This is a genomic window from Maribacter arenosus, from assembly GCF_014610845.1.
Lineage (GTDB): Bacteria > Bacteroidota > Bacteroidia > Flavobacteriales > Flavobacteriaceae > Maribacter_A > Maribacter_A arenosus.
The window spans coordinates 343043-365818 of sequence record NZ_JABTCG010000003.1; the positions used below are offsets into that span (position 1 = coordinate 343043).

Here is a 22776-nt window from a genome sequence, read left to right on the forward strand (position 1 = left end):
AAGAAATTTTATTTGCTCAATTCATCTATTGCTTTTTTGGCAGATGCCAAGTTGGGTTGTATTTCTAAGGCCTTATTATATGCCTTTATAGCATCCAAGATATTTCCATTTGCAGCTAAGGCCTCCCCATAACTATCCCAACAATTGGCGACGTCGGGAAAAAGTTCGGTGTTTAACTTTAAAATTTCCAGTGCCTTAACCTTGTCACCCGCGCCATAAAGATAGGCGTAACCCAAATCATTTAAAATAATATCTTTTGGATCTGTTGGATGGAAGTTGGTCGTTAATTTCTCAAAATTCTCCTTAAGATATAAAAGACCATGCTCTTCATAGTTCTTCCTTATATTTTGAATTGCGGGTAATTGTGGTTTTGCAGGGGTATCATTTCGATACAAGGTTAGTATATCCATCCCTATTCGTTCAGCTACCGGTTCATCCATATTTGCGAAAACTATAATCGTTAAATCATCACTTAACACTTGAAACAAAGCTGTATTGAAACCTTCGAAACCACCAGCGGCAACAGTAGCCTTACCTTCTGGTAGACTGGCGAGATATTGAAAAAATGAATGTTCTTCTTTGGCTTCTTTGGATAGTAAATGTTCATCGTAATAATAGGATCGGTAAAATTTCATAACATCAAGAGTAGTTGATAGAAAACCGCCATCTGGATTAGGAGTGTCTTGAAGCCCTGTATTTTCTTCCAATATACCCAGTGGTGTTTGGTAATATCCTTTTGCAATACGGTGTTCCAAGCCTGAAAAATCATTAAGAAATGTGTCATTCAGTTGTAAGGGATCTACAATTCTCATTTGTACATTGTCAAAATATGATTTGCCCGAGACTTTTTCGATTACCGCTCCTAAAATTACATACCCTAAATTTGAGTATTGTTCATCAGTTCCAGGTTCAAAATCTAGCGTAACGGATTTAGCTCGTTCGACGATGGCATGAAGGGCTTGCTCACTAGCGTTGAGGTTGAAATAGTCCTGTGAGTGGTAATCACCGAAACCTGAGCTATGCTCAAGTAAATGATTCAGGGTTATGCTTTCTGTTTTCGAATCAGAAAATCCACTGATATAGGAGGTTAGTTTATCTGTTAATTTCAATTTACCTTCTGCCGCCAATTGATGGATGACAATCGAAGTGAACGTTTTGTTCATTGAACCAATATCGAACAAGGTATTTAACTCATTCTTTATACCTTTTTGCCGATCTGCAAGCCCAAAAGCCTTATGATAGAGAACCTCTCCTTTTTGTGCGATAAGAACAACACCTGAAAATATATCCAGATCAATATAGGATCGGATTACGTCATCAACCTTGTCGATAAATTGAACGTGCCGGTGATCGTCTTGTGGTTTGTTTTTCTGCTTATTACTGCATTGTGCTAAAAACAGGCATAATACTGCGACCAAAGCGAGCCTCATTTTTTGCCTTGATATTTTTATATAGTGAATAGTGTTCTTGAAAATAAACATCATGATATATCTTTAGTTCTTTCAAAGATAAACTATTAATTTAGTTGAAAAACTAAATTAATAGTTATTTAACTAAATATGTAGTTAATCTTTGGTTCAAATGTTTTCCCAAGACCCATAAAACAAAAATCTTGGTCTATATTTGTTAAAAGTAAATCAGTGCAGAACCTTGTTTTTATTGTTCTTGGACTCATCCTCTTAATTTCGGGGGGTAGTTGGCTCCTAAAATCAGCAGTGGCACTTTCCCTACGATTGAACATTCCGAAAATAGTGATTGGTATGACGGTCGTGTCCTTCGCTACTTCTGCACCTGAGCTCATAGTAAGTATAAAAGCTGCCACAGATGGTTTTCCAGATTTGGCCTTGGGCAATGTAGTCGGTTCGAATATTGCCAATCTAGGGTTGGTATTGGCCGTAATATTGCTATTAGGAAGTATTGAAATTCGAAAGAGTTTTTATACTACCGATTGGCCCATGATGATGCTGGCCACCTTGCTTTTTTTCGGGTTTATTTTCTTTGACGGGACATTGCAGAGGTACGAGGGGATCATTATGGTCGTTGGCCTATTTCTATTTTTGGTTTACCTTTTGAAATACCAGAAAATAGCGGTTGTTGAAGAGGCCCATGAAGATGATATTCCTTTACCCCTATATCAGGCCGTATTGTATTTGGGACTTGGAGGGACCGCACTTTGGGGTGGTTCCGAATTATTGGTGAATGGTGCAGTGGGGCTTGCCGATTATTATGGTGTCAGTGAACGAATTATCGGTATAACCGTCGTTTCTATAGGCACGAGCATTCCGGAACTCGCTGCCTCTATAATAGCCATCATTAAGAAAGAAAAAGCCATTTCTGTCGGTAATTTGCTCGGATCGAATATCTTTAACATTATGGCCGTATTGGGCATAACTTCCATTATTACGCCAATTCGGGTCATGGATCAAGGATTGTTAAGCAATGATATTTTTTGGATGTTGGGGATTTCTTTCCTGATTTTCCCCTTGGTATTCTTTCCTAAAGGACTTCGGTTAGGGTGGAGAGACGGAATAGTGCTACTCTTGGTCTACGCGGTTTTTATTTATCTTATGATATTCTAATTAAAAAAGACCCTGACAGTATTGTCAGGGTCTTTTGTATAAAAACAACTAATTTAATTCTCGCTACTTAAATCTTGGCATTCTTAACCGTTTTAACAATTCTTCCTGCAATCTTATAAGGATCACCATTAGAAGCTGGTCGTCTGTCTTCCAACCAACCTTTCCAACCTTTTTCTACAGTAATAATCGGTATCCTAATCGATGCCCCCCTATCAGATACGCCATAACTAAAGTCGGAAACATGAGCTGTCTCATGTAAACCAGTCAGACGCTCATCGTTGAAAGCGCCATAAACCGCCATATGTTCATCGGTAACAGGTCTAAAGGCCTCACAAATTTTTTCGTATGTTTCCTTGGAACCACAAGTTCTTAATACAGAGTTTGAGAAATTGGCGTGCATACCCGATCCATTCCAATCTCCTTTTACAGGTTTTGGGTGATACTCAATATAATAGCCATATTTTTCAGTTAAACGATCCAATAAATATCTGGCGACCCAAATTTCATCACCTGCTTTTTTAGCACCTTTGGCGAATATTTGAAATTCCCACTGTCCTGGAGCCACTTCCTGGTTAATACCTTCAAAGTTCAATCCAGCTTTTAGACAAAGGTCGGCATGCTCTTCAACGAAATCCCTACCCCAAGTATATCGACCACCAACGGAACAATAATATTTACCTTGTGGCCCAGGGAATCCACCTCTTGGGAATCCCAAGGGTAAATCGGTATGGGTATCCATTAAGAAGTATTCTTGTTCAAAACCAAACCAAAAATCGTTGTCGTCATCGTCAATTTTGGCACGCGCATTAGAAACATGGGGTGTTCCATCGGCATTTAAGACCTCGGACATTATCAGGTATCCATTTTCCCTCGATGGATCAGGAAATATGGCCACAGGTTTCAACAAACAGTCAGAGGAACCACCTTCAGCTTGTTCTGTTGAAGAACCATCAAAAGACCAGATCTCACAATCTTCTAACTTGCCGCTAAAATCATTTTCGATTTTAGTTTTACTTCTCATGTTCTGAGTGGGCTCATGACCATCTAACCAGATGTATTCTAATTTTGATTTGCTCATAATAATAGGATATAATTGATATAATTTTAAAGTCGAACAAAAATAGTTTTTTTGGGGTATATATCTAATATTTAAGGGGGTATTTATCAACAATTGGTTAATAATTCAGCATACCCCTGTTTTTTTTGGGGTATTTTGTGTAAAAGTTATTATTGTATAGTTTAAATTATTAATTCGTTAATCATTATTTTTACCGAAATTAATTATCAATATGTCTGGATTAAGATTTAAGGCAATTTTTGAAAGTCAAAAAAGGGTTCCTCTGCCAATTGAGGAAATAGGAAGGCGTTCTGAGTTTTTCGCCTCTAATGTATTCAATGAGGATAAAATGCTTCAACATTTGACCAAGGATGCTTTGGCAAGTGTTAAAGGAGCTATTGATTCCGGCACCAAAATAGAACGGAAAATTGCCGATCAGGTAGCCGAGGCTATGAAAGGATGGGCGATTCATAAAGGGGCAACCCACTATACCCATTGGTTTCAACCTTTAACAGGTACTACGGCCGAAAAACATGATGCGTTTTTTGACCTATTGCCTGAAGGCAAGGCCCTGGAAAAATTTGGGGGCGGGCAATTGGTACAACAAGAACCGGATGCATCAAGTTTTCCACATGGAGGAATCAGAAATACTTTTGAAGCGAGGGGTTATACCGCATGGGATCCAACGTCACCAGCTTTTGTTTACGGGACAACGCTTTGTATCCCAACGATATTTGTTGCATATACTGGAGAGGCCTTGGATAATAAGGCACCGTTGCTGCGGGCATTACTTGCTGTAGATGATGCGGCTACCGCCGTGGCCAAGTATTTTGATAAAAATGTTTCAAAAGTAAATGCTACTTTGGGTTGGGAGCAAGAGTACTTCTTGATCGATAAGTCATTGGCCATGTCCCGACCCGATATTGTGATGACAGGGCGTACCTTGATAGGCCAAACCGCAGCTAAAGGGCAGCAATTGGATGATCACTATTTCGGGGTGATTCCGAGTCGTGTCTTGAGTTTTATGCGTCATTTGGAAGTGGAATGTACCAAATTGGGTATCCCGGTAAAAACCCGACATAATGAGGTGGCGCCGAACCAATTTGAACTGGCCCCGATTTTTGAAGAAGCAAATTTGGCCGTAGACCATAATCTCTTATTGATGGATGTGATGGAGAAAGTGGCCGAGAAACATCATATGAAGGTTCTTTTTCATGAAAAACCTTTTGCTGGAATCAATGGCTCGGGAAAACATAACAATTGGTCATTGTCAACGGACACTGGAGTAAACTTATTGAGCCCGGGATCCACACCCATGAAGAATTTGCAGTTCCTTACCTTTTTTGTGAATACCATAAAGGCTGTAGATACCTATGAAGAACTCTTAAGGTCTTCGATCGCTTCTGCAAGTAATGATTACAGATTGGGGGCGAACGAGGCACCACCGGCGATAATTTCCATATTTATTGGTAAACAATTGAGCAGTGTTCTTGATGAATTGGAAGGGGTTTCAAAAGGTAAATTATCCCCGGAAGAAAAAACGGAATTAAAATTGAACGTGGTCGGCAAGATTCCGGAGATTATGCTCGACAATACGGATAGGAACAGGACCTCGCCTTTTGCCTTTACGGGTAATAAATTCGAAATGCGTGGGGTGGGTTCCAAAACCAATTGTGCCAAACCCATGACCGTGTTAAACACGATTGTGGCCAAACAGTTGAAGGCCTTTAAAGAGGAAGTTGATCTCTTGGTCGATAACAAAAACCTTAAAAAGGACGAAGCAATATTCAATGTTTTACGGGAGTACATCAAAACCTCAAAAAGAATTCGGTTCGATGGGGATGGGTATAGCTCGGATTGGGAAAAAGAAGCGGTAAAAAGAAAACTAAGTAATAATAAAAACACCCCAGATGCACTTCAGGTATTGGTTAAAAAGGAAAGTTTAGATCTATTCCGGTCAATGAATGTCATGAGCGAGGTCGAAGTAAGGGCAAGACAAGAAGTAGAGCTTGAAGCTTATATCATGCACGTTCAAATAGAAGGCAGGGTGTTTAATGAACTTATTTATAGCTATGTTATTCCCTCGGTGGTGGAATACCAAAACCGCCTTATCAAAAACGTTCGTGGACTAAAGGAGATTTATGGAGCTTCCTATCAAAAGAAAGCCAAAGGTCAATTGGTACTTATTGAAGAAATATCTGGTCATCTTGAATATTTAAAGGAGAAGACCGATGCCATGGTGGAGGAGCGGAAAAAGGCCAATATCATGACCGACACGCATACGAAAGCGTATGCCTATTGCGATAGGGTGAAACCCTACTTCGAAGTAATACGATATCATTGTGATAAATTGGAACGTTTGGTAGATGATCAACTTTGGCCATTGACCAAATATCGGGAGTTATTGTTTGTAAAGTAATGCCCTCTAACGTTCGAGAGAATTTAAAAGCTCACAATTTGTGGGCTTTTTTTAACTAATCCATTATTTTTGCCTCAAACTTGAGTCAATGGGGACATCAAACAGTGAAAGATACAAACAGAGAGGGGTTTCAGCTTCAAAAGAAGATGTTCATAATGCCATAAAGAATATCGATAAAGGGCTTTTTCCCAAAGCCTTCTGTAAAATTGTTCCGGATTACTTGACCGATGATGAAGCGTATTGCCTGGTTATGCATGCCGATGGTGCAGGCACCAAATCGTCCTTGGCCTACATGTATTGGAAGGAAACTGGGGATATTTCGGTCTGGAAAGGAATAGCCCAAGATGCATTGATCATGAATATAGATGATTTGATCTGTGTAGGAGCGACCGATAATATTTTATTGTCCTCAACCATTGGTCGTAATAAGAATTTGATTCCAGGAGAAGTTATATCCGCCATTATTAATGGTACTGAGGAATTGATAGCCGATTTGGCCGAACACGGAATAGTGATCCATTCCACGGGCGGAGAGACAGCCGATGTAGGTGATTTGGTACGAACGATAATCGTAGACTCCACGGTGACTGCTAGATTAAAGCGTGAGAATGTTATTGATAATGCCAATATTAAGGCAGGTGACGTTATAGTAGGTCTGGAATCTTTTGGAAAGGCCGTATATGAAAAGGAATATAACGGGGGTATGGGTAGTAATGGATTAACATCTGCAAGACACGATGTCTTTTCTAAATATTTAGCCGAAAAATATCCCGAAAGTTTCGATTCAGCTGTTCCTGAGGACTTGGTATATTCCGGGAATATAGGTTTGACCGACAAGGTCCCGGATTCCCCTATTGATGCGGGTAAATTGGTGCTATCACCCACCCGTACCTATGCACCCATCATAAAGAAAATCTTGTCGAAGTACAATGCGATGGATATTCATGGCATGGTGCATTGCAGTGGTGGTGCTCAAACCAAGATCCTTCATTTTATCGACAATCTTCATATCGTAAAAGATAATCTTTTTCCCATACCTCCATTATTCAAATTGATCCAGGAACAATCAGATACCGATTGGCGCGAAATGTATCAGGTTTTCAATTGTGGGCATCGCATGGAAATCTATACAAACGCCACCGTGGCACAGGATTTGATAGATATTTCCAAGAGTTTTGGAGTGGATGCCAGGATAGTGGGAAGGGTAGAGGGGAATGCCTCTAAAAAGCTTACTATAAAAAGTGGTTTCGGCACGTTTGTTTATGAGTAAAAAAGCAAATAATTACGTAAAGGCGTTTAACTTGTTTCGAGTTAGCCCAAATTCTGAAAATTTGGTTTAAGGCCTGAAATTGTAACTAAATCTAGTATCATAATCCATGAGTTAATCGACTTTATTGTTTTGGTTATACGATTAGCCTAAATACCACGTTGTTTATAATAAAACCAATGCTATGGAAAGAAAGGAATTTCTCAGAAGTTTAGGGGCAGGTGCGGCCTTTGCATTGACTTTTCCTTGTTTACAAGGATGTTCAAAGGATGATGTCAATGGGGACAAAGTGGAGCAACCAACAGGTATCGACTTTACAATTGACTTAAACTCCACGGAAGGTCAAAAGTTGGCCAACAATGGTAGTTTTATTCTAAAGAATCTAGTTGTCGTGGTCAAGGACTTGAATGGCAATTTTGTAGCCGCTACCCAAGTATGTAGTCATGAATCGTATGATCAAGTGCGATTTCTATCCAATGATGGTGGTATTTTCTACTGTGATGTACATGGTTCACGTTTTGCCTTGGATGGCGCCCCTTTAAATCAAGTCGATAGTAAGACCGCCAAACCATTGAAAATATACAATACCGAACTCAACGGGAATATGCTCCGCGTTTTTGAATAATCTTTAGTGCCTCAAAATTTAAAATGAAGAAGTTGACTTTCATAATGGCCATGTTATGTACGGTGTTGGTATCAGCCCAGGATTGGCGACCTACGTATTCCGATGCGTTGTCGGTTTCCGCAAAGGAGAATAAACCCATCATCCTTGTTTTTGCAGGATCGGATTGGTGTGCCCCTTGTATAAAATTGGATAGAAGTATTTGGCAGTCACCTGAATTCATTGGCTATGCAAAGGAAAACTATGTGCTTTACAAAGCGGATTTCCCAAGAAAAAAAAGCAATCAATTGCCAGCCGAAATAGCCGATAAGAATGGTGAATTGGCCAAAACCTATAATCCTAATGGCTTTTTCCCTTTTGTGGTGGTCATGAATTCCAAGGAACAGGTTCTAGGTACCACTGGCTATAAAAAAATAACCCCAGACGCCTACATTTCACTGTTAAACTCATTTTTAAAGTGAGAAAACTTGTCCCCCTGTTTATTGTCTTCTTCGTCATAGCAGGATTTGGACAAGAACGCAAATACGTAACCGTTCACCGGACCCAAAAATTAATGGGCAGCCGCTTTGAAATTACGGTAGTCGCCGCAAATGAGGAAATCGGTTATATAAATATCGATGAAGCCATTGCGGAAATTACCCGTATTGAAAACTTGATATCTTCCTGGAATCCCGAATCCGAAACATCATTGATCAATAAGAATGCGGGCATACGACCTGTAAAGGTGAGTATGGAGCTTTTTAAACTTATTGAACGTACCAAGCAGATATCGGAGATAACCGATGGGGCTTTCGATATTTCGTATTCATCAATGGATGAAATTTGGCAATTTGACGGTAGCATGACCTACATGCCAACAAAAGAAGCCATTAGAAAGTCAATTGCCAAGGTAGGCTATCAAAAAATAATATTGAATTCGGATGATCGGACCGTTTTCTTAAAACAGAAAGGTATGAAAATATCTTTTGGGGCCATTGGCAAGGGTTATGCGGCGGATAAGGCCAAGGAATTATTGGTTTCAAAGCAAGTGGTGGCAGGTATAATCAATGCTTCAGGGGATTTGACCACTTGGGGAACAAAAGCCAGTGGGGAAAAATGGTTAATCGGTATTGCCAATCCTTTAAGCAAGGATAAAATCTTTTCTTGGTTGCCCATTGTCGAATCTTCCGTGGCAACGTCTGGTAATTATGAGAAATTCGTAATCTTCGATGGAAAGAAATATACCCATATCATTGACCCCAGAACCGGGTATCCTTCCCAAGGAGTGAATAGTGTTTCAATTTTCGCTAAAAGCGCCGAACTTTGCGATGCCTTGGCAACAGCTGTATTTATAATGGGAAAGGATGCTGGTCTTTCGTTGATCAACCAACTTGGGGGTACTGAGGTAATATTGGTCGACAGTGAGAATAAAATCCATAAAAGTAGTGGCATACTGTTCGATAATAATCCTTAATTTTAATCTATGAAAAAGTTGTTCCTACTTATGGTTTTTACGGCTTTGTCTAGTTCTTGTGTCGTAGTAAAGGAATATGACAAAATCTACCTAAATGATGAAGAGATGGCCCTGAGCGCTAAAGGTTCTGAGCGTTTTGAGACTAACTTCCAGATATACCGGGAGGCTGCTGCGGGTGCCAATGGTGGTAAATCGGGCGGAGGCTGCGGTTGTAATTAGGTGCAACGAGCCTTTGTCAGAGAAATTCTGTAATAGAAGGATTAGATTTTTATTGGTAACAAATAGCTTAGACTTCATTGAAAATAATTAGCGTTCTACTCATAGTGTTACTGTTTAATTGGGGTTTTTCCCAAGACGATAACTCCAATAGCTATCAAAAGCGGGTTTTGGAAACCTCAGAAATAGATTTACTCTTTAGTTTTTACAACCAAGATGGGGAAAATGCTGCTGTTACGGGTGGGGAAGGTACCGAAGAGTTGACAGATGCAACGTCTAGTATTGTGGTAAAAATGCCCTTGAACCCTGATGACATCCTAACGGTCGATGTGGGTATTTCAGCTTATTCCTCGGCCTCTTCAAGCAATATCGATCCCTTTGACAAAAGCAGTAGGCTAGCTAGTCCTTTCAGTGCTTCCTCCGGGGCTTCCCAAAGTGATGCCTTGGTACATTTCAATCCCTCCTATGAACATAGTTCGGAAGACCGTAATTCCGTATATTCCGCTCAGGCCTATGTTTCATCGGAATATGATTATTTTTCTGTAGGTTTTGGTGGTGGGTATACTCGTTTTTTCAATGAAAAGAATACTCAGGTTGCTGCAAGTTTTCAAGTCTTTTTGGACAAGTGGAATCCTCAATATCCGATAGAATTAAGAAATGGTTTTTTCGATACAAGAATAACGGGCAGTGGTACCTACAATCCAAATTTTACCGAATTCAATGATGAAACAAGAAATTCATACTCCCTCTCCTTAAGTGTTTCCCAAATTTTAAGCAAACGAATACAAGGTTCCATTTTTATGGACCTTGTGTCCCAAAAGGGATTGTTGGGTACTCCTCATCAAAGGGTCTATTTTGGTGATGTCGATGACTTTTTCATTGAGGAATTTCAGTTGGCCGATGGGGTAGAGCAATTACCGAAAAACCGGTTTAAGATCCCGATAGGTGCCCGTTTAAATTATTATTTGAACGATTTGGTCGTACTGCGTAGTTACTACAGATATTATTCCGATGATTGGGGGATCACCGGCCATACCGCCAGTTTGGAGGTGCCCGTTAAATTAAATGATAAATTCACCCTATATCCTAATTATCGCTTTTATCAACAAACTTCGGCGGATTATTTTTACGAAAAAGAAATGGCTGTTTCCAGTTTAGATTTCTACACTTCGGATTATGATCTTTCTGCATTCAATTCACATCAATATGGCATGGGGCTGCGTTACAAGGATATCTTTACAAGTGCCAAGGTCTTTACTTTCGGATTAAAGACGATTGATTTTCGTTTCAATAAGTATGATCGGAGTGATGGACTCTCCTCTTATATTTTCAGCCTAGGGACTACTTTTGTTGGGGATTAAAGCTGAAATTGCAATACTTGGAATCTTTGTTTTTTCTTAATGATCGTTCATCAACAATATTACCCTACAAAAAGTAGCCATACCACTTGTGTTCAAATTTATCGTAAATTCGTAGTCGATTAGAGGAAAGATTATGATTGATAAATTGAATATTGTTAAACAGCGTTTTGATGAGGTTTCTGACCTTATTATACAACCCGATATAATTGCCGACCAAAAGCAATATGTGCAGCTCACGAAGGAGTATAAGGACCTTAAGAAACTTATAGGTAAACGCGAAATGTACATAGAACTTTTGAACCATATCCAAGAAGCGGAAGAGATTATAGCGGATGGCAGTGATGCCGAGATGTTGGAAATGGCAAAGATTCAATTAGAAGAGGCTAAAGCGGCCCTGCCCCAACTCGAAGAGGAGATAAAGTTAATGTTGATACCCAAGGATCCAGAAGATGCAAAGGATGTAGTTGTTGAGATTCGCGCGGGTACAGGTGGAGACGAGGCCAGTATTTTTGCTGGTGACCTTTTTAGAATGTACACCAAATATTGCGAAAGTAAAGGTTGGAAAACCAATGTCATCGACCTAAGTGAAGGTACAAGTGGTGGCTATAAAGAAATACAGTTTGAGGTCACTGGGGAGGATGTATATGGTACCCTAAAATTTGAGGCTGGGGTACACCGGGTACAAAGGGTTCCACAGACCGAAACACAAGGCCGTGTGCATACAAGTGCGGCGACGGTCATGGTCTTGCCAGAAGCCGAGGATTTTGATGTGCAGGTAGACCCCAAGGATGTAAGAATAGATTTCTTTTGCTCATCCGGACCAGGGGGTCAGTCGGTAAATACCACGTATTCAGCGGTAAGACTTACACATCTCCCTACAGGTTTGGTTGCCCAATGTCAAGACCAAAAATCCCAGCATAAGAACAAGGAAAAGGCTTTTAAGGTATTGCGTTCGAGATTATATGACATGGAGTTGGCCAAGAAACAAGAAGAAGATGCAGCCAAAAGAAATTCTCAGGTAAGTAGTGGGGATAGATCGGCCAAAATAAGAACCTATAATTACGCTCAAGGTCGAGTAACCGACCACCGTATTGGGTTGACCCTTTATGATTTACAAAATATTATTAATGGTGATATTCAAAAAATCATCGATGAGCTTAGCCTGGTTGAAAATACAGAAAAACTTAAAGAGGCATCGGAGATTTTTTAGAAATGACAACCTTAAGTCCGTTCGAGCGCAGTCGAGAACTTCAAGGACATTAAATTAATTTTAACCGCTCTACTGCGATCGAGTAGGTTTAAATTTTATGACTACCCAACAATTAATCGAACAGATCTACAAGAAACAATCCTTTCTTTGCATCGGATTGGATACTGATTTAGAAAAGATACCTCCTTATCTACTACAGGAGAAAGATCCTCTATTTGCTTTCAATAAGGCAATCATCGATGCTACCCATCATCTGTGCGTGGCCTACAAGCCCAATACCGCTTTCTATGAGGCGTATGGAATCAAAGGTTGGCAAGCCTTAGGGAAAACAATCGATTATCTCAATACAAACCATCCAGAAATATTCACCATTGCGGATGCCAAAAGAGGGGATATCGGTAATACGTCAACAAGATATGCCAAGGCATTTTTTGAGGAATTTGGTTTTGATTCCATTACTGTAGCTCCATATATGGGAAAGGATTCCGTTGAACCATTTTTGGCCTTTGAAAATAAGCATACGATATTATTGGCATTGACATCCAATGAGGGGGCCTATGATTTCCAGACCCAAATACTGGAAGGGGCTGCTTTGTATGAAAAAGTAATTAAAACCTCACTTACCTATAAAAATGCCCATAATTTAATGTATGTGGTAGGTGCGACAAAGGCGAGTTACCTTGGGGATATTCGCAAGATCGTTCCCGAAAGTTTTTTATTGGTTCCCGGTGTAGGTGCTCAGGGAGGTAGTTTAAAAGAAGTTTGCCACTATGGAATGAACCAGGATATAGGTTTGTTGGTGAACTCTTCCAGAGGAATCATTTATGCCTCAAAAAATCAGGATTTCGCCTTAAAAGCTGCCGAAAAAGCAAAAGAATTGCAGCTGCAGATGCAGGATGAATTAAAAGCTTTAGGTTAATCTAACCTATATTAGTTCTTCCAACCTTTTTTTTATTTTTTGTGCTTTCTGCTCAAAAAACTCCCCCAATTTCGTATTGTTATATTCTAGATTAGAGGCTTTTTCCATAAAGCTTTGATACTGGTATTCCAATATCGATATAGCTTGATTTCCAGAAGTGATTGGAGTTACAGATCCGACTTTACAATATTGCTTATCCATAGTACTAAAGTGTTATAACAAATATACGGGCGAATTATCATTTTAGACGTTCACAACCTTGTAAGTCAACTAATTTTCAGGTTATTTATCCAATTATTAACAAAAACTTAATATTGTTCATAAAAATAAATGAAAATGGTTGTTAAAAATAAATTCAATTCAGTTAGAGTAAAAAAGATTTAATACATTGCGCGATTGCTAAACATCGGACACTTAGAGAACACCATTGTTAAGTTACTACACATATTTACATAATGATTCGACCACTTGGGTAACCTTTGTTCATGGAGCAGGGGGAAGCTCTTCCATTTGGTATAAGCAAGTGCGGGAATTCAAAAATCATTTCAACATATTATTATTGGATTTAAGAGGACATGGGAATTCAAAACCTAGTCTAAAAGATGCTTTTAACGACAAGTATACCTTTGATTCCATTACGGAGGATATCGTTGAGGTTATTGACCATCTAAAAATTAAAAAATCGCATTTTATTGGCATTTCCCTTGGGACCATTCTTATACGAAACCTTGCAGAGAAATATCCCCATAGGGTGGAGAGTATGGTCATGGGCGGAGCAATTATGCAACTCGATTTTCGCTCACAAATATTAATGCGATTAGGCATCTTATTCCAATCTATAGTTCCCTACTTATGGTTATATAAGTTTTTCGCATTTATAATAATGCCCCATAGAAACCATAAAGAATCAAGGCTCTTGTTTGTTCGGGAAGCAAAGAAACTCTATCAAAAGGAATTTACAAGATGGTTTAAATTGACCTCGGAAATAAACCCTTTGCTTCGCGTCTTCAGGGCAGTGGACACCAAAATACCGACATTGTACGTCATGGGAGGAGAAGACTACCTTTTTCTACCAGCGGTAAAGAAACTTGTACAGAAACATACAGCTTGTAGTTTATTGACGATAGAATATTGCGGACACGTAGTCAATGTGGAACAACCACAGCTTTTTAATCACTTGGTCATCGGTTATGTGGCCGATACCAGTAATTGATTCATTAAATAATCCTATATTATACTTATGGCAGCACATAAATATTTATTATTGATTTGTTGTATGCTTTGGGCCGGCCATGCGTTCGGCCAAGAAGAAAAATGCGCTTGCTGTACTGAGGACCATAAAGCATTTGATTTCTGGGTAGGTTCCTGGTTGGTTTCTAATGCCGATGGCACACTTGCTGGAAGGAATACCATTGTAAAATCGGAAAATAACTGTGTTATTCAGGAAAATTGGACCAGTACACAGGCAGGATTTACAGGAATAAGCACTAATTTTTATAATCAGATTACCAAGCAATGGGAGCAATTGTGGATCGACAGTACTGGGGGACATTTAAAGCTCTCGGGGAATCGAATCGGTAATCAAATGATTTTGGCTTCGGAAGAATTTGAAAATAAGATGGGTGTGCTGAATCGTAACCGGATTACCTGGACCATGAATGAAGATGGTACGGTACGTCAACTTTGGGAAATATTGGAAGGCGAAAAAGTTGTAGGTGTTGCTTTTGATGGTTTGTACGAGAGGGTCGAGGGGACTAAGGATTAAGAGGATATCCATTATTGGAATGAAACAAGTTAGATCTTGATGTAAATTGCAGCCCTGGAAAAATTGATAGCTAACTCAAATAATGCCTCTAAAAATGAGATTTTTGATTTTCTTAGAAGTAGATCCCAGGACTGCCATACATTTAGCATATTGATTAATGCCCTAATTTAAAGACTATCGTCCTGTTTAAAGGAAAGGCTTATAAACGTTTCCGTTTCCGACAAAAAATTACTCTTTATTTACCCAGGACTATATGCAGTCACTGTGATTTAAGTAAATGACTATCATTGCTCACAGGTACCAATATCAAAGTTTAGTTCCAATGGGTTTCCTGGGGTAAGATCTTTATCGTTCAGGCCGATATAATCAGGGCTATACTTAATGGCTTGAAAAATGTTGCTTGCAGCGGAATCCCCTTGTGATAGCCTTTGGCCATGGTTTGTTACCGGGTTGATGTATTTCCAAACGATAGTGAGGTCTTCATCAATCTCGAAAAATTTACCTTGGGTACCTTCACAGATCAAGGTATTGCCATTAGGCAGGCGTTGGGCACTGGAAAGTATTTTTGAATAGAACTTTGTGGGTTCCTCAGGGTCGATATAGGTCCATTCGGCAGCCTGTGGACCATATGGCTGCCCTAGGTTATAAACATAGTTGTAGATTCCTTCTTTTGGTGTACTTATGATATCGATAGAGGAATAATCCGTTTTTCTTCCCAAGCCATTATTAAAGAGCATTATCTTACTCCCATCGGGATATTCATTTGGTATCCAATAGGCATTGTGCTGCCCAAATAGTTTTCTATCGGCTGGCGTCCCATGATGATATGCTTCAGGATTTCCCCATCTAAAAATAAAATCGCCACCCATATCACTATTCCCTCCATCGTCAAATTTGGCCTCTTCGGTGGTGGTTGAATGGTCTATGATATATATCTCGCTAAGTTTCTGGGAACTTATAATAATTTGATCAAGGTCGACATGATATTGTATTGAATTAAAGTGCAACCAATCAGAATCCCCGTTTGAGCTTCCCAGGTAATTGATATCCAATAGTTGAGGATTTTCTGAAACAACCCCATAATTATCCTTGGTGTTGTCAAAGTCCTGAACAAGATGGTCCCATGTTCTCCATTCCCAAACAACATTACCACCATTGCTACCACTGGGTTCAATTTCAATAATACGCTCATCATAGAGTCCATCTTCCGAGAGGTTTTCCGGGTTCCTTCCGGTATGAATGGCATCTTCCTTTGATTTTTTATGTACGGATAAAAATAGGATATTGCCATTGGGTAATGGAACCAATCCATGGTGCTGGCTATACATTGGATTGGAATATCGAAAACTCCAAATTAGTTCACCGCCCCAACTGAATTTCTCAATAATTCCACCAATACCGCCATAGGGTAGCTCTGGATTGACTATTTTGCCAGCCCTTAACAAGGAACCGTCTTCCATGAGGCTGAATGCACCACCCCTGTCATAAGTACTTGTCCATTGTTTAATGACCCGCCCGCAATTATCGATAAGATAAGTGGTCTTATGAATGGTGAAAAGGGTATAGCCGTCATAAGCTTTTGGGTCATTTAATAATGTTCCCAAAGTGTTTGATTCGGGAATCGCTATAGCATCTGGTTCTTTAGAAACCGGTTTCGTAATTTGGGTGTTAACACTATCAACAGAACAACTTAAAAAAGATGATATCCAAAGGATGATAAGAATGTGAAGTGATAATTTTTTCATTGGATACGAAATAGAATGAAAACCAAACGCAATAGGAACGGATTTAGTCCGAAAAGAAAAACAGCTTATGGTTAGTAAGCTGCTTTTCCGGATGTCTAAATAAATTTATTGAGTAAACAAATCAGGCCAATCGGCTCCTCCTTCCCTAGTAATCACAACATCTCCTGAATCCCCATAATCGTTGGACCATGAAAGGGACATTTCCGGGCCATTGACATCGGTAATGACCCATGTATAGGTCAATCCGTATTGGTCTTGCCCACCTGAAATGATAAGATTACAGGCATCTGTAAACGTTGCACCTCCACTTGTTGCCGGGGAATCGCTCCAACAAGTCGTTCCATATTGGCCAAAACCAAGGTCCGATGTTAAATAGATACCGCCCCCTTGATCTGTCCATGTAACTGTCCCGGTTACTTCCCCACTAGGACAGGTACCTGTTATCGCCTGCAAATTGGAGGACACAAAGGAGTGGGTCCCGCCAAGGCTAGAGGTACAAGAAACCGGATAATTGATTACCGTGGTAAAAAGCACCGTTGTTTGAATATTGGTTCCTGTACCCCCTATTATTCCATCCGGACTAACAATGTCGAGAACGGTACCATTGGGCATAGTAAACCGGGTGGTAATGGTCAGAACATCCCCTACCTGAAAATCAGCACCGCTATTGATTTCGGAAAATGCAGCTACCACATCTGCCGCGGTTAGGCTAAAATCTCCCGGTAGGGTTACATTACTGAACAAGACAGCATTATAAACAGGCCCTGCAAAGGTGGTATAGACACCTACAATATCAGTTGATGCTGGTTCTCCTTGAGCAACAGAGGCGTTGAATTGCAAAGTTATCGGCTCGCCATTCTGCGCTTTTACAAGGTCGATGAATGCTGGGGCACTCGCAGCTTTTACCATGTTAGGTGCCGCACCTTCATCTAAAGGGATTACTGAAGTTCCACCATCATCCTCGCATGATATCGCGAATGTAATGGTCAACACTAGGAGTAGTATAGTTTTGATTTTTTTCATGATTTCTTTATTAATTGTCCCAAAATATTTTGACAGTTGTTGGATCTTTTTGAGCCGGTGCATTTTGATTGAGGTTCAACTCCGGCTGGGGCCAGAAAAATGAATGTTGAAAACCGTTGTTAAGCACTGTCAAATTGTCCAATAAGGGCCAACCGTCACCATTGTCTAACTGATATTCCGGAGAAGCTCCATTGGGATCCGCCAAAACGGGATAACCCGTCCTTCTGTAATCGTTGTATTGATCCATGGAATCACCGAAAGTGGCCACCCATTTTTGGGTTAAGATAAGTTCCAGTTTTTTTTCATCGCTGGCAGCGGCAAATTCGGCATCTATATTATCCATAAAGGCTATGACTTCCGGGGAACCTACGAGTGTTGGAACCGTTTGTGAAGTACCTGATCCGGCAACCACTTGATCTACTTTCGCAAAACTTGCCTCCATGGCTTCCCTGAGTTTGGTGCCGGCATTTCCACTTAGCAATCCTACTTGTATTAGCTCGGCTTGGATATATAAAAACTCATCATAGGTTAGTATTCTCCTTGGCGCCACGCCAGTACCACTGCCAATGGTTCTTGCAAACCCTTGTCCGTCATCATATCGTCCTCCACAAGGGAATATGCCGGGAAAGGTCGCATCTGTCTGTACGGCATGATCACGGTCGGGTCCAATACTGCCAAAGCGAATTGTGAAAAATCCTGTTGAAGAATCCCAATAGTCTGCATTAGGGTCCCCTGTTGAAGTATCCCCTTGATCTCTTGGAAATTGTCCGGGAGTTAACTGGTTGGCCCAATAATATGGAATCCTGGGGTCTTTGTTTCCTGTATGTATATTCGGGTTCATACCCATTAATATTTCATAAAACCAAGGACTGATATATTTGGTCACCTGTGCCCCCCCATAAGCATCAATGAAAAGTTGATTGCGCTCATCGGATGGGGCTTGTGCTATCGTATGGGTAAATTGAAAGTCGTCAGCTATGGAAGAAAGAAAATTGTTCTCGGCCACCAAAGCATCAAAATCTGATGAATTGAATAATGAGGACAATCGTATTTGGTTGTATAACTTCAATTTAAACGTATTGGCAAATTTCACCCATTTGCTCGAAGATCCACCGTAATACAAGTCGTCAGAGGAGGGAAAAGCCAATCCTTGCCCACCTGATACTTTTGCCTTTCCGGAATCGAGCAAATCCAAAACAGCCTGATACACCGCTTCCTGATCATCAAAAACAGGACTAACCGTACCCCCTTCCAAAAGGGTCGCTTCCGAAAAAGGAACATCGCCCCAAAGGTCGACTGCCACCGACATCAGGTAAGCTTTCAATATCTCTGCAATACCCACATATACCATGTCCCCGCTTTCAGTGGCCTGCGCAATAAGTGTTTCTATATCGGTTAAGGTGAGGTATATGGTGTCCCAATCGTTGTTGAGGTTAATATTGTCTGCCTTAGTACCATATTGGTCTTGTTCTTCCCTTGCTGTAAATTGGTGGGTATAAACAGATAACATATCCCCACTCCACAATCGAAAATCTGCCGTGTTTGCAACCGCTATATCGATGTTGGTCAATAATTGGCCCAAAGGAGCGGTTGTTGGACTATCGGTATCCGTATCGACATCCAAGTATTTCTCGCAACTGATAAATGGACCTGACAGAAACAACCAAGCCAAGGTGTATGTTAAAAATCTTGTGTATTTTATATTTTTCATGCCTTTTTTATTAGAAAGTTAAATTAAGTTTAAACCCATATCGTTTTGACGTAGGAGCGGCGGAAATCTCAATACCCTGTAGTCTTGTTGAACCAAAACTGGTTACCTCAGGGTCAAAATTTGTATATTTTGGAACATTGGGGGCAAAGTACCAAAGGTTGTTGCCCATTACACTAAAACTTATTTTGCCAAAAGGTGTTTTGTCCAACCATTTGGATGGGAAATCATACGTTAGGCTCATCTCCCTAAGACGATAGACAGTGCCATCGTATATTTCTCCTTCATCTACGGTATTAATTCCAAACGTATTACCTCCTGCAGGGGAGAAATACAATTCATTCATGTCGATTTGAGTGGTATTCGGGATTTGGTTTCCACTGGCATCCAAAATGGGATTACCGGCATTATCGCCATAGAAACCGGGGATAATGAAAGTACGTTCCCTATCTTCCGTATCCTTGGTAACACCTCGTCCCAATAAAGCGACAATACTGGAGGATTGAATATCACCACCTTCCTTCCAATCGAATTGTGCCCTTAACGACAGATTTTTATAGGTAAAGGTATTTATCAAACCTACCCTGAAATCTGGGTTGGGATCGCCGATTACACCATTTTCCAAATCTTGCACAATACCGCCTCCGGCTTGGTTAATGAGATAGTTTCCATCGGCATCACGGGCGAATCGTTGTCCAAAAAACACCCCGAAAGGTTCCCCTACGATGGCATGAGCTATTTCATTGGCATTAAATTGGATCCGTTCCAATCCCTCTACCAACTCTGTAACTTCGTTTTCATTTTTAGTAAATGTGGTGAATGAAGTCCATTTGAAATTTTCGGTCTGTATAGGCACTAGGGTAAGTCCAACTTCAACCCCTGTATTCTGAATTTCCCCAATGTTGGTATTAAAAGTGGCAAATCCACTGGAAGAAGGAACACTAACGGGAGAAATTAAGTCCGTAGTGGTTTTTTTGTACCAGCTAAAATCCAGTACAATACGTCTTCTGAAAAATTCCAAATCAAGACCGGCCTCGATTTCATCGGTAAATTCAGGGGTAAGTTCGGTATCCCCTAATGCTGATCGGTTCGCTATGACTGGGGCTCCTGAAAAGGCATTGCCCACCGCAAAAGTCCTGTTTAAAAATTCTGGATCGGCATCCCTACCTACAGAAGCATAGCCAATCCTGATTTTACCAAAAGTCAGAACATCGCTATCTAGGTTAAAGGCATCCGTGAATATAAAGGATGAGGATATAGATGGATAGAAATATGAATTGTTGTTTTTAGGAAGTGTTGAACTCCAGTCGTTCCTTCCCGTGGCGGTAAGAAATAGGAAGTCTTTATACGAAAGACCAAGCTCAGCAAATACGCCAACGTTTCTTTTTCTTGCAAACCCGATTCCATTGGTCGGAGTAGGGTTTACCAAAGTGACATTCAGATTGTTTTCTACGGTATAGATTCCCGGAGATATAAATGTATTGGCCAGAATAGCATGGCGATCGGAGGTACTTTGAAGCACGTTGCTGCCCAAAATGGAAGTAAATCCAATTTCCTCATTAATGTCATAGTCAAAATTCACCAAAAATGTAGATTCTATATCTTCGTTCGTAAAATTATCGGTAGTCACGGCTCCCAAACCATTGTTTGCCCGTGATCCAAGATCACGAATCTCCTTTCGGTCCAAATTGTACTTATTGATTCCCACACGTAATGATGTGGATATGTGATCATTGAAATCGTAAGATGCATTGACATTCGCAACTGTTCTATTTGTATTGGTGATAATCTGATCGTGTTTCCAGGACCAAAGTGGGTGATCCCAACCATTGTTTGGGGTTACGGATGCGCCGGTTACCGGATGTTCAAAAGGTAGCGATGTATCCCAAACCCTTCCAAGCCATAATGTTCTTGCAAATGAGGAAGCTGAACCCGCAAACTGGTTTTCACCAAAGAAGCCACCAACCTGTTTGGTGTCTGAGTAGCTGAGTGAGGCCCCAACATTAATACCGTTCTGCAGTTTGAAATTACCTCCGGCAGAAACTGAAGTCCTGTCAAAAGTATTGTAGGGGATATAGCCTTCCTGGGTAAGATCGGAAACTGTAACACTAAAGTTTCCATCTTCACCGCCATAAGAAAGGTTGACCGAATTATCATATACCGTTCCGACCCTAAACAAGTTTTCCACATTGTTCGGCTGGGCCTCATAGGGAACAGTAGGTCCAAATAGATCAGGAAAGGCGTTCAATAGATTAGGCCAAGTCGGAATTGTTGCCAAGGAATCGAACCTTGGCCCCCATGATCCATTGGCATTAACATAGCCGAAATTCACACCATTTCCATAGGTATTTTGATATTCTGGAAGGTTAGCAATTTTTTCGAAATAAGTACCAGAATTAAAGGTCACGTTTAATTTATTGGCCGTATTGCCACCTGCACCAGCCTTGGTAGTGATAACGATTACACCATCAGCGGCTCGTGAACCATACAAAGCCGCAGCTGCTGTACTTTTTAAAACATTTACCGAGGCAATATCATTAGGATCCAGGGAGGATAGTCCCGATTCGTAACCTCCACCTCCTGTAGACTGGCTGCTCGATGGTGCCAAGTCTGCCGTAGTCGTTTGTGAATTGTCATAGGCAATACCATCGACAATGATCAGTGGTTGGGAAGAACTTCCGAAAGTAGTGGCACCCCTTATATTTATTTGATTGGATGCTCCTGCAACTCCGGTGGAAAAATTCACATTTACCCCAGGTACCTTACCGGATAACGAGCGTATCAAATCAGGTTCGGAGTTCTCGATGATATCCTCTGATTCTACTTTACTTACGGCATAGCCCAAATTCTTTGGATTCCGTTTTATGCCAAAAGCGGTGACCACTACTTCTTCCAAAGCCTGTGTGTCATCCTCTAGTTGTACGTTCACTACATTCGATGAAGTTACGGTTGTTCGCTTTGTTTTTTGGCCGATATATGAGAACACCAAAATATCACCTTCACTCACTTGAATCGCATAGTTGCCATCAAAATCGGTTTGCGTACCATTAGTTGTACCGGCAACCAAGATGTTCACACCTGGGAGTGGAATGCCGGTCTGATCGGTTACATTACCGGCAACCGTTTTTTCTTGTGTATATGCCCACGATATTCCAATAAGGAAGAGCATAATCACCCAATTACATTTTTTTTTCATACTTAGAATTTTAATTCAAAACAGTTACTCTGTATTTGATTTAGGTTTGGGAATTCCTAGGTGCGTTTCAACTATTTGAGGAGTAATTGTTTTAGAGCTTTGTTACCATTAATTAGTCATTAAGGACAAAGTAACATGCTATTAACACAATTTTAGGAAAGCCTTATAAACGTTTACTTAACCGACGAAAGCTTACGCTTGTTTTACCTTTTATATCGTATCTGCGGCTAAAAGGT

19 protein-coding genes are annotated in these 22776 nt (G+C 40.4%); 12 read left to right on the forward strand and 7 right to left on the reverse strand.

All coding sequences use genetic code 11. The annotated features are described in order from the left end of the window. Window positions 1-8: 8 nt before the first annotated feature. The gene (locus HPE63_RS09550; RefSeq protein WP_188314041.1) at window positions 9-1430 is read right to left on the reverse strand and encodes a serine hydrolase domain-containing protein; all 1422 of its coding nucleotides are present in this window, start codon (window positions 1428-1430) and stop codon (window positions 9-11) included. 210 nt (window positions 1431-1640) lie between these two features. Between HPE63_RS09550 and HPE63_RS09555 the strand changes: the two genes are divergently transcribed. After that, complete coding sequence (locus HPE63_RS09555; protein ID WP_188314042.1) at window positions 1641-2579, forward strand: calcium/sodium antiporter; 939 nt, start codon at window positions 1641-1643, stop codon at window positions 2577-2579. Window positions 2580-2646: 67 nt separating this feature from the next. Here HPE63_RS09555 and HPE63_RS09560 read toward each other — a convergent pair whose 3' ends face one another. Beyond that, complete coding sequence (locus HPE63_RS09560; RefSeq protein ID WP_188314043.1) at window positions 2647-3657, reverse strand: glutamine synthetase beta-grasp domain-containing protein; 1011 nt, start codon at window positions 3655-3657, stop codon at window positions 2647-2649. A 211-nt stretch (window positions 3658-3868) separates the two neighbouring features. On the opposite strand from HPE63_RS09560, the gene HPE63_RS09565 reads away from it, so the two are divergent. The 9 genes from HPE63_RS09565 to pyrF all read left to right on the forward strand — a co-directional run bounded on the left by HPE63_RS09565 (window position 3869) and on the right by pyrF (window position 13103). Continuing rightward, window positions 3869-6055, forward strand: a complete 2187-nt coding sequence (locus HPE63_RS09565; protein WP_188314044.1) for a glutamine synthetase III family protein — start codon at window positions 3869-3871, stop codon at window positions 6053-6055. An 88-nt stretch (window positions 6056-6143) separates the two neighbouring features. Beyond that, complete coding sequence (locus HPE63_RS09570; RefSeq protein ID WP_188314045.1) at window positions 6144-7325, forward strand: AIR synthase related protein; 1182 nt, start codon at window positions 6144-6146, stop codon at window positions 7323-7325. A gap of 181 nt (window positions 7326-7506) precedes the next feature. Continuing rightward, a complete protein-coding gene (locus HPE63_RS09575) occupies window positions 7507-7947 on the forward strand; it encodes a QcrA and Rieske domain-containing protein (RefSeq protein ID WP_188314046.1) in 441 nt (146 codons plus the stop codon). A gap of 23 nt (window positions 7948-7970) precedes the next feature. Continuing rightward, the gene (locus tag HPE63_RS09580; RefSeq protein ID WP_188314047.1) at window positions 7971-8405 is read left to right on the forward strand and encodes a thioredoxin family protein; all 435 of its coding nucleotides are present in this window, start codon (window positions 7971-7973) and stop codon (window positions 8403-8405) included. Then, complete coding sequence (locus tag HPE63_RS09585) at window positions 8402-9397, forward strand: FAD:protein FMN transferase (RefSeq protein ID WP_188314048.1); 996 nt, start codon at window positions 8402-8404, stop codon at window positions 9395-9397. The genes HPE63_RS09580 and HPE63_RS09585 overlap by 4 nt, the downstream gene beginning before the upstream one ends. A 9-nt stretch (window positions 9398-9406) precedes the next feature. Further along, on the forward strand, window positions 9407-9616 hold the full coding sequence (locus HPE63_RS09590; protein ID WP_188314049.1) for a DUF4266 domain-containing protein: 210 nt from the start codon (window positions 9407-9409) through the stop codon (window positions 9614-9616). Window positions 9617-9699: 83 nt separating this feature from the next. Then, entirely contained in the window at window positions 9700-10974 is a 1275-nt protein-coding gene (locus HPE63_RS09595; protein WP_317172910.1) for a DUF3570 domain-containing protein, read from the forward strand. Between the two features lie 133 nt (window positions 10975-11107). Further along, complete coding sequence (prfA, locus tag HPE63_RS09600; RefSeq protein WP_188314050.1) at window positions 11108-12184, forward strand: peptide chain release factor 1; 1077 nt, start codon at window positions 11108-11110, stop codon at window positions 12182-12184. Window positions 12185-12281: 97 nt separating this feature from the next. Next, window positions 12282-13103 (forward strand): orotidine-5'-phosphate decarboxylase, encoded by an 822-nt coding sequence (gene pyrF / locus HPE63_RS09605; RefSeq protein WP_188314051.1) that lies wholly within the window; start codon window positions 12282-12284, stop codon window positions 13101-13103. A gap of 6 nt (window positions 13104-13109) precedes the next feature. On the opposite strand, the gene HPE63_RS09610 is transcribed toward pyrF, so the two are convergent. Beyond that, window positions 13110-13304 carry a hypothetical protein gene (locus HPE63_RS09610; protein WP_188314052.1) on the reverse strand — a complete coding sequence of 65 codons (195 nt, stop codon included), beginning with the start codon at window positions 13302-13304 and terminating at the stop codon, window positions 13110-13112. Between the two features lie 226 nt (window positions 13305-13530). On the opposite strand from HPE63_RS09610, the gene HPE63_RS09615 reads away from it, so the two are divergent. Together HPE63_RS09615 and HPE63_RS09620 are read left to right on the forward strand one after the other, a co-directional pair. Next, window positions 13531-14316, forward strand: a complete 786-nt coding sequence (locus HPE63_RS09615) for an alpha/beta fold hydrolase (RefSeq protein ID WP_188314053.1) — start codon at window positions 13531-13533, stop codon at window positions 14314-14316. A 27-nt stretch (window positions 14317-14343) separates the two neighbouring features. Next, a complete protein-coding gene (locus HPE63_RS09620) occupies window positions 14344-14868 on the forward strand; it encodes a hypothetical protein (protein ID WP_223198109.1) in 525 nt (174 codons plus the stop codon). 284 nt (window positions 14869-15152) lie between these two features. On the opposite strand, the gene HPE63_RS09625 is transcribed toward HPE63_RS09620, so the two are convergent. The 4 genes from HPE63_RS09625 to HPE63_RS09640 all read right to left on the reverse strand — a co-directional run bounded on the left by HPE63_RS09625 (window position 15153) and on the right by HPE63_RS09640 (window position 22540). Continuing rightward, the gene (locus HPE63_RS09625) at window positions 15153-16613 is read right to left on the reverse strand and encodes an aryl-sulfate sulfotransferase (RefSeq protein ID WP_188314054.1); all 1461 of its coding nucleotides are present in this window, start codon (window positions 16611-16613) and stop codon (window positions 15153-15155) included. Window positions 16614-16718: 105 nt separating this feature from the next. Then, window positions 16719-17636 carry a hypothetical protein gene (locus HPE63_RS09630; RefSeq protein ID WP_188314055.1) on the reverse strand — a complete coding sequence of 306 codons (918 nt, stop codon included), beginning with the start codon at window positions 17634-17636 and terminating at the stop codon, window positions 16719-16721. Window positions 17637-17646: 10 nt separating this feature from the next. Beyond that, window positions 17647-19347 (reverse strand): SusD/RagB family nutrient-binding outer membrane lipoprotein, encoded by a 1701-nt coding sequence (locus HPE63_RS09635; protein ID WP_188314056.1) that lies wholly within the window; start codon window positions 19345-19347, stop codon window positions 17647-17649. A gap of 10 nt (window positions 19348-19357) precedes the next feature. Next, window positions 19358-22540, reverse strand: a complete 3183-nt coding sequence (locus tag HPE63_RS09640) for a SusC/RagA family TonB-linked outer membrane protein (RefSeq protein WP_188314057.1) — start codon at window positions 22538-22540, stop codon at window positions 19358-19360. Between the last annotated feature and the right edge of the window lie 236 nt (window positions 22541-22776).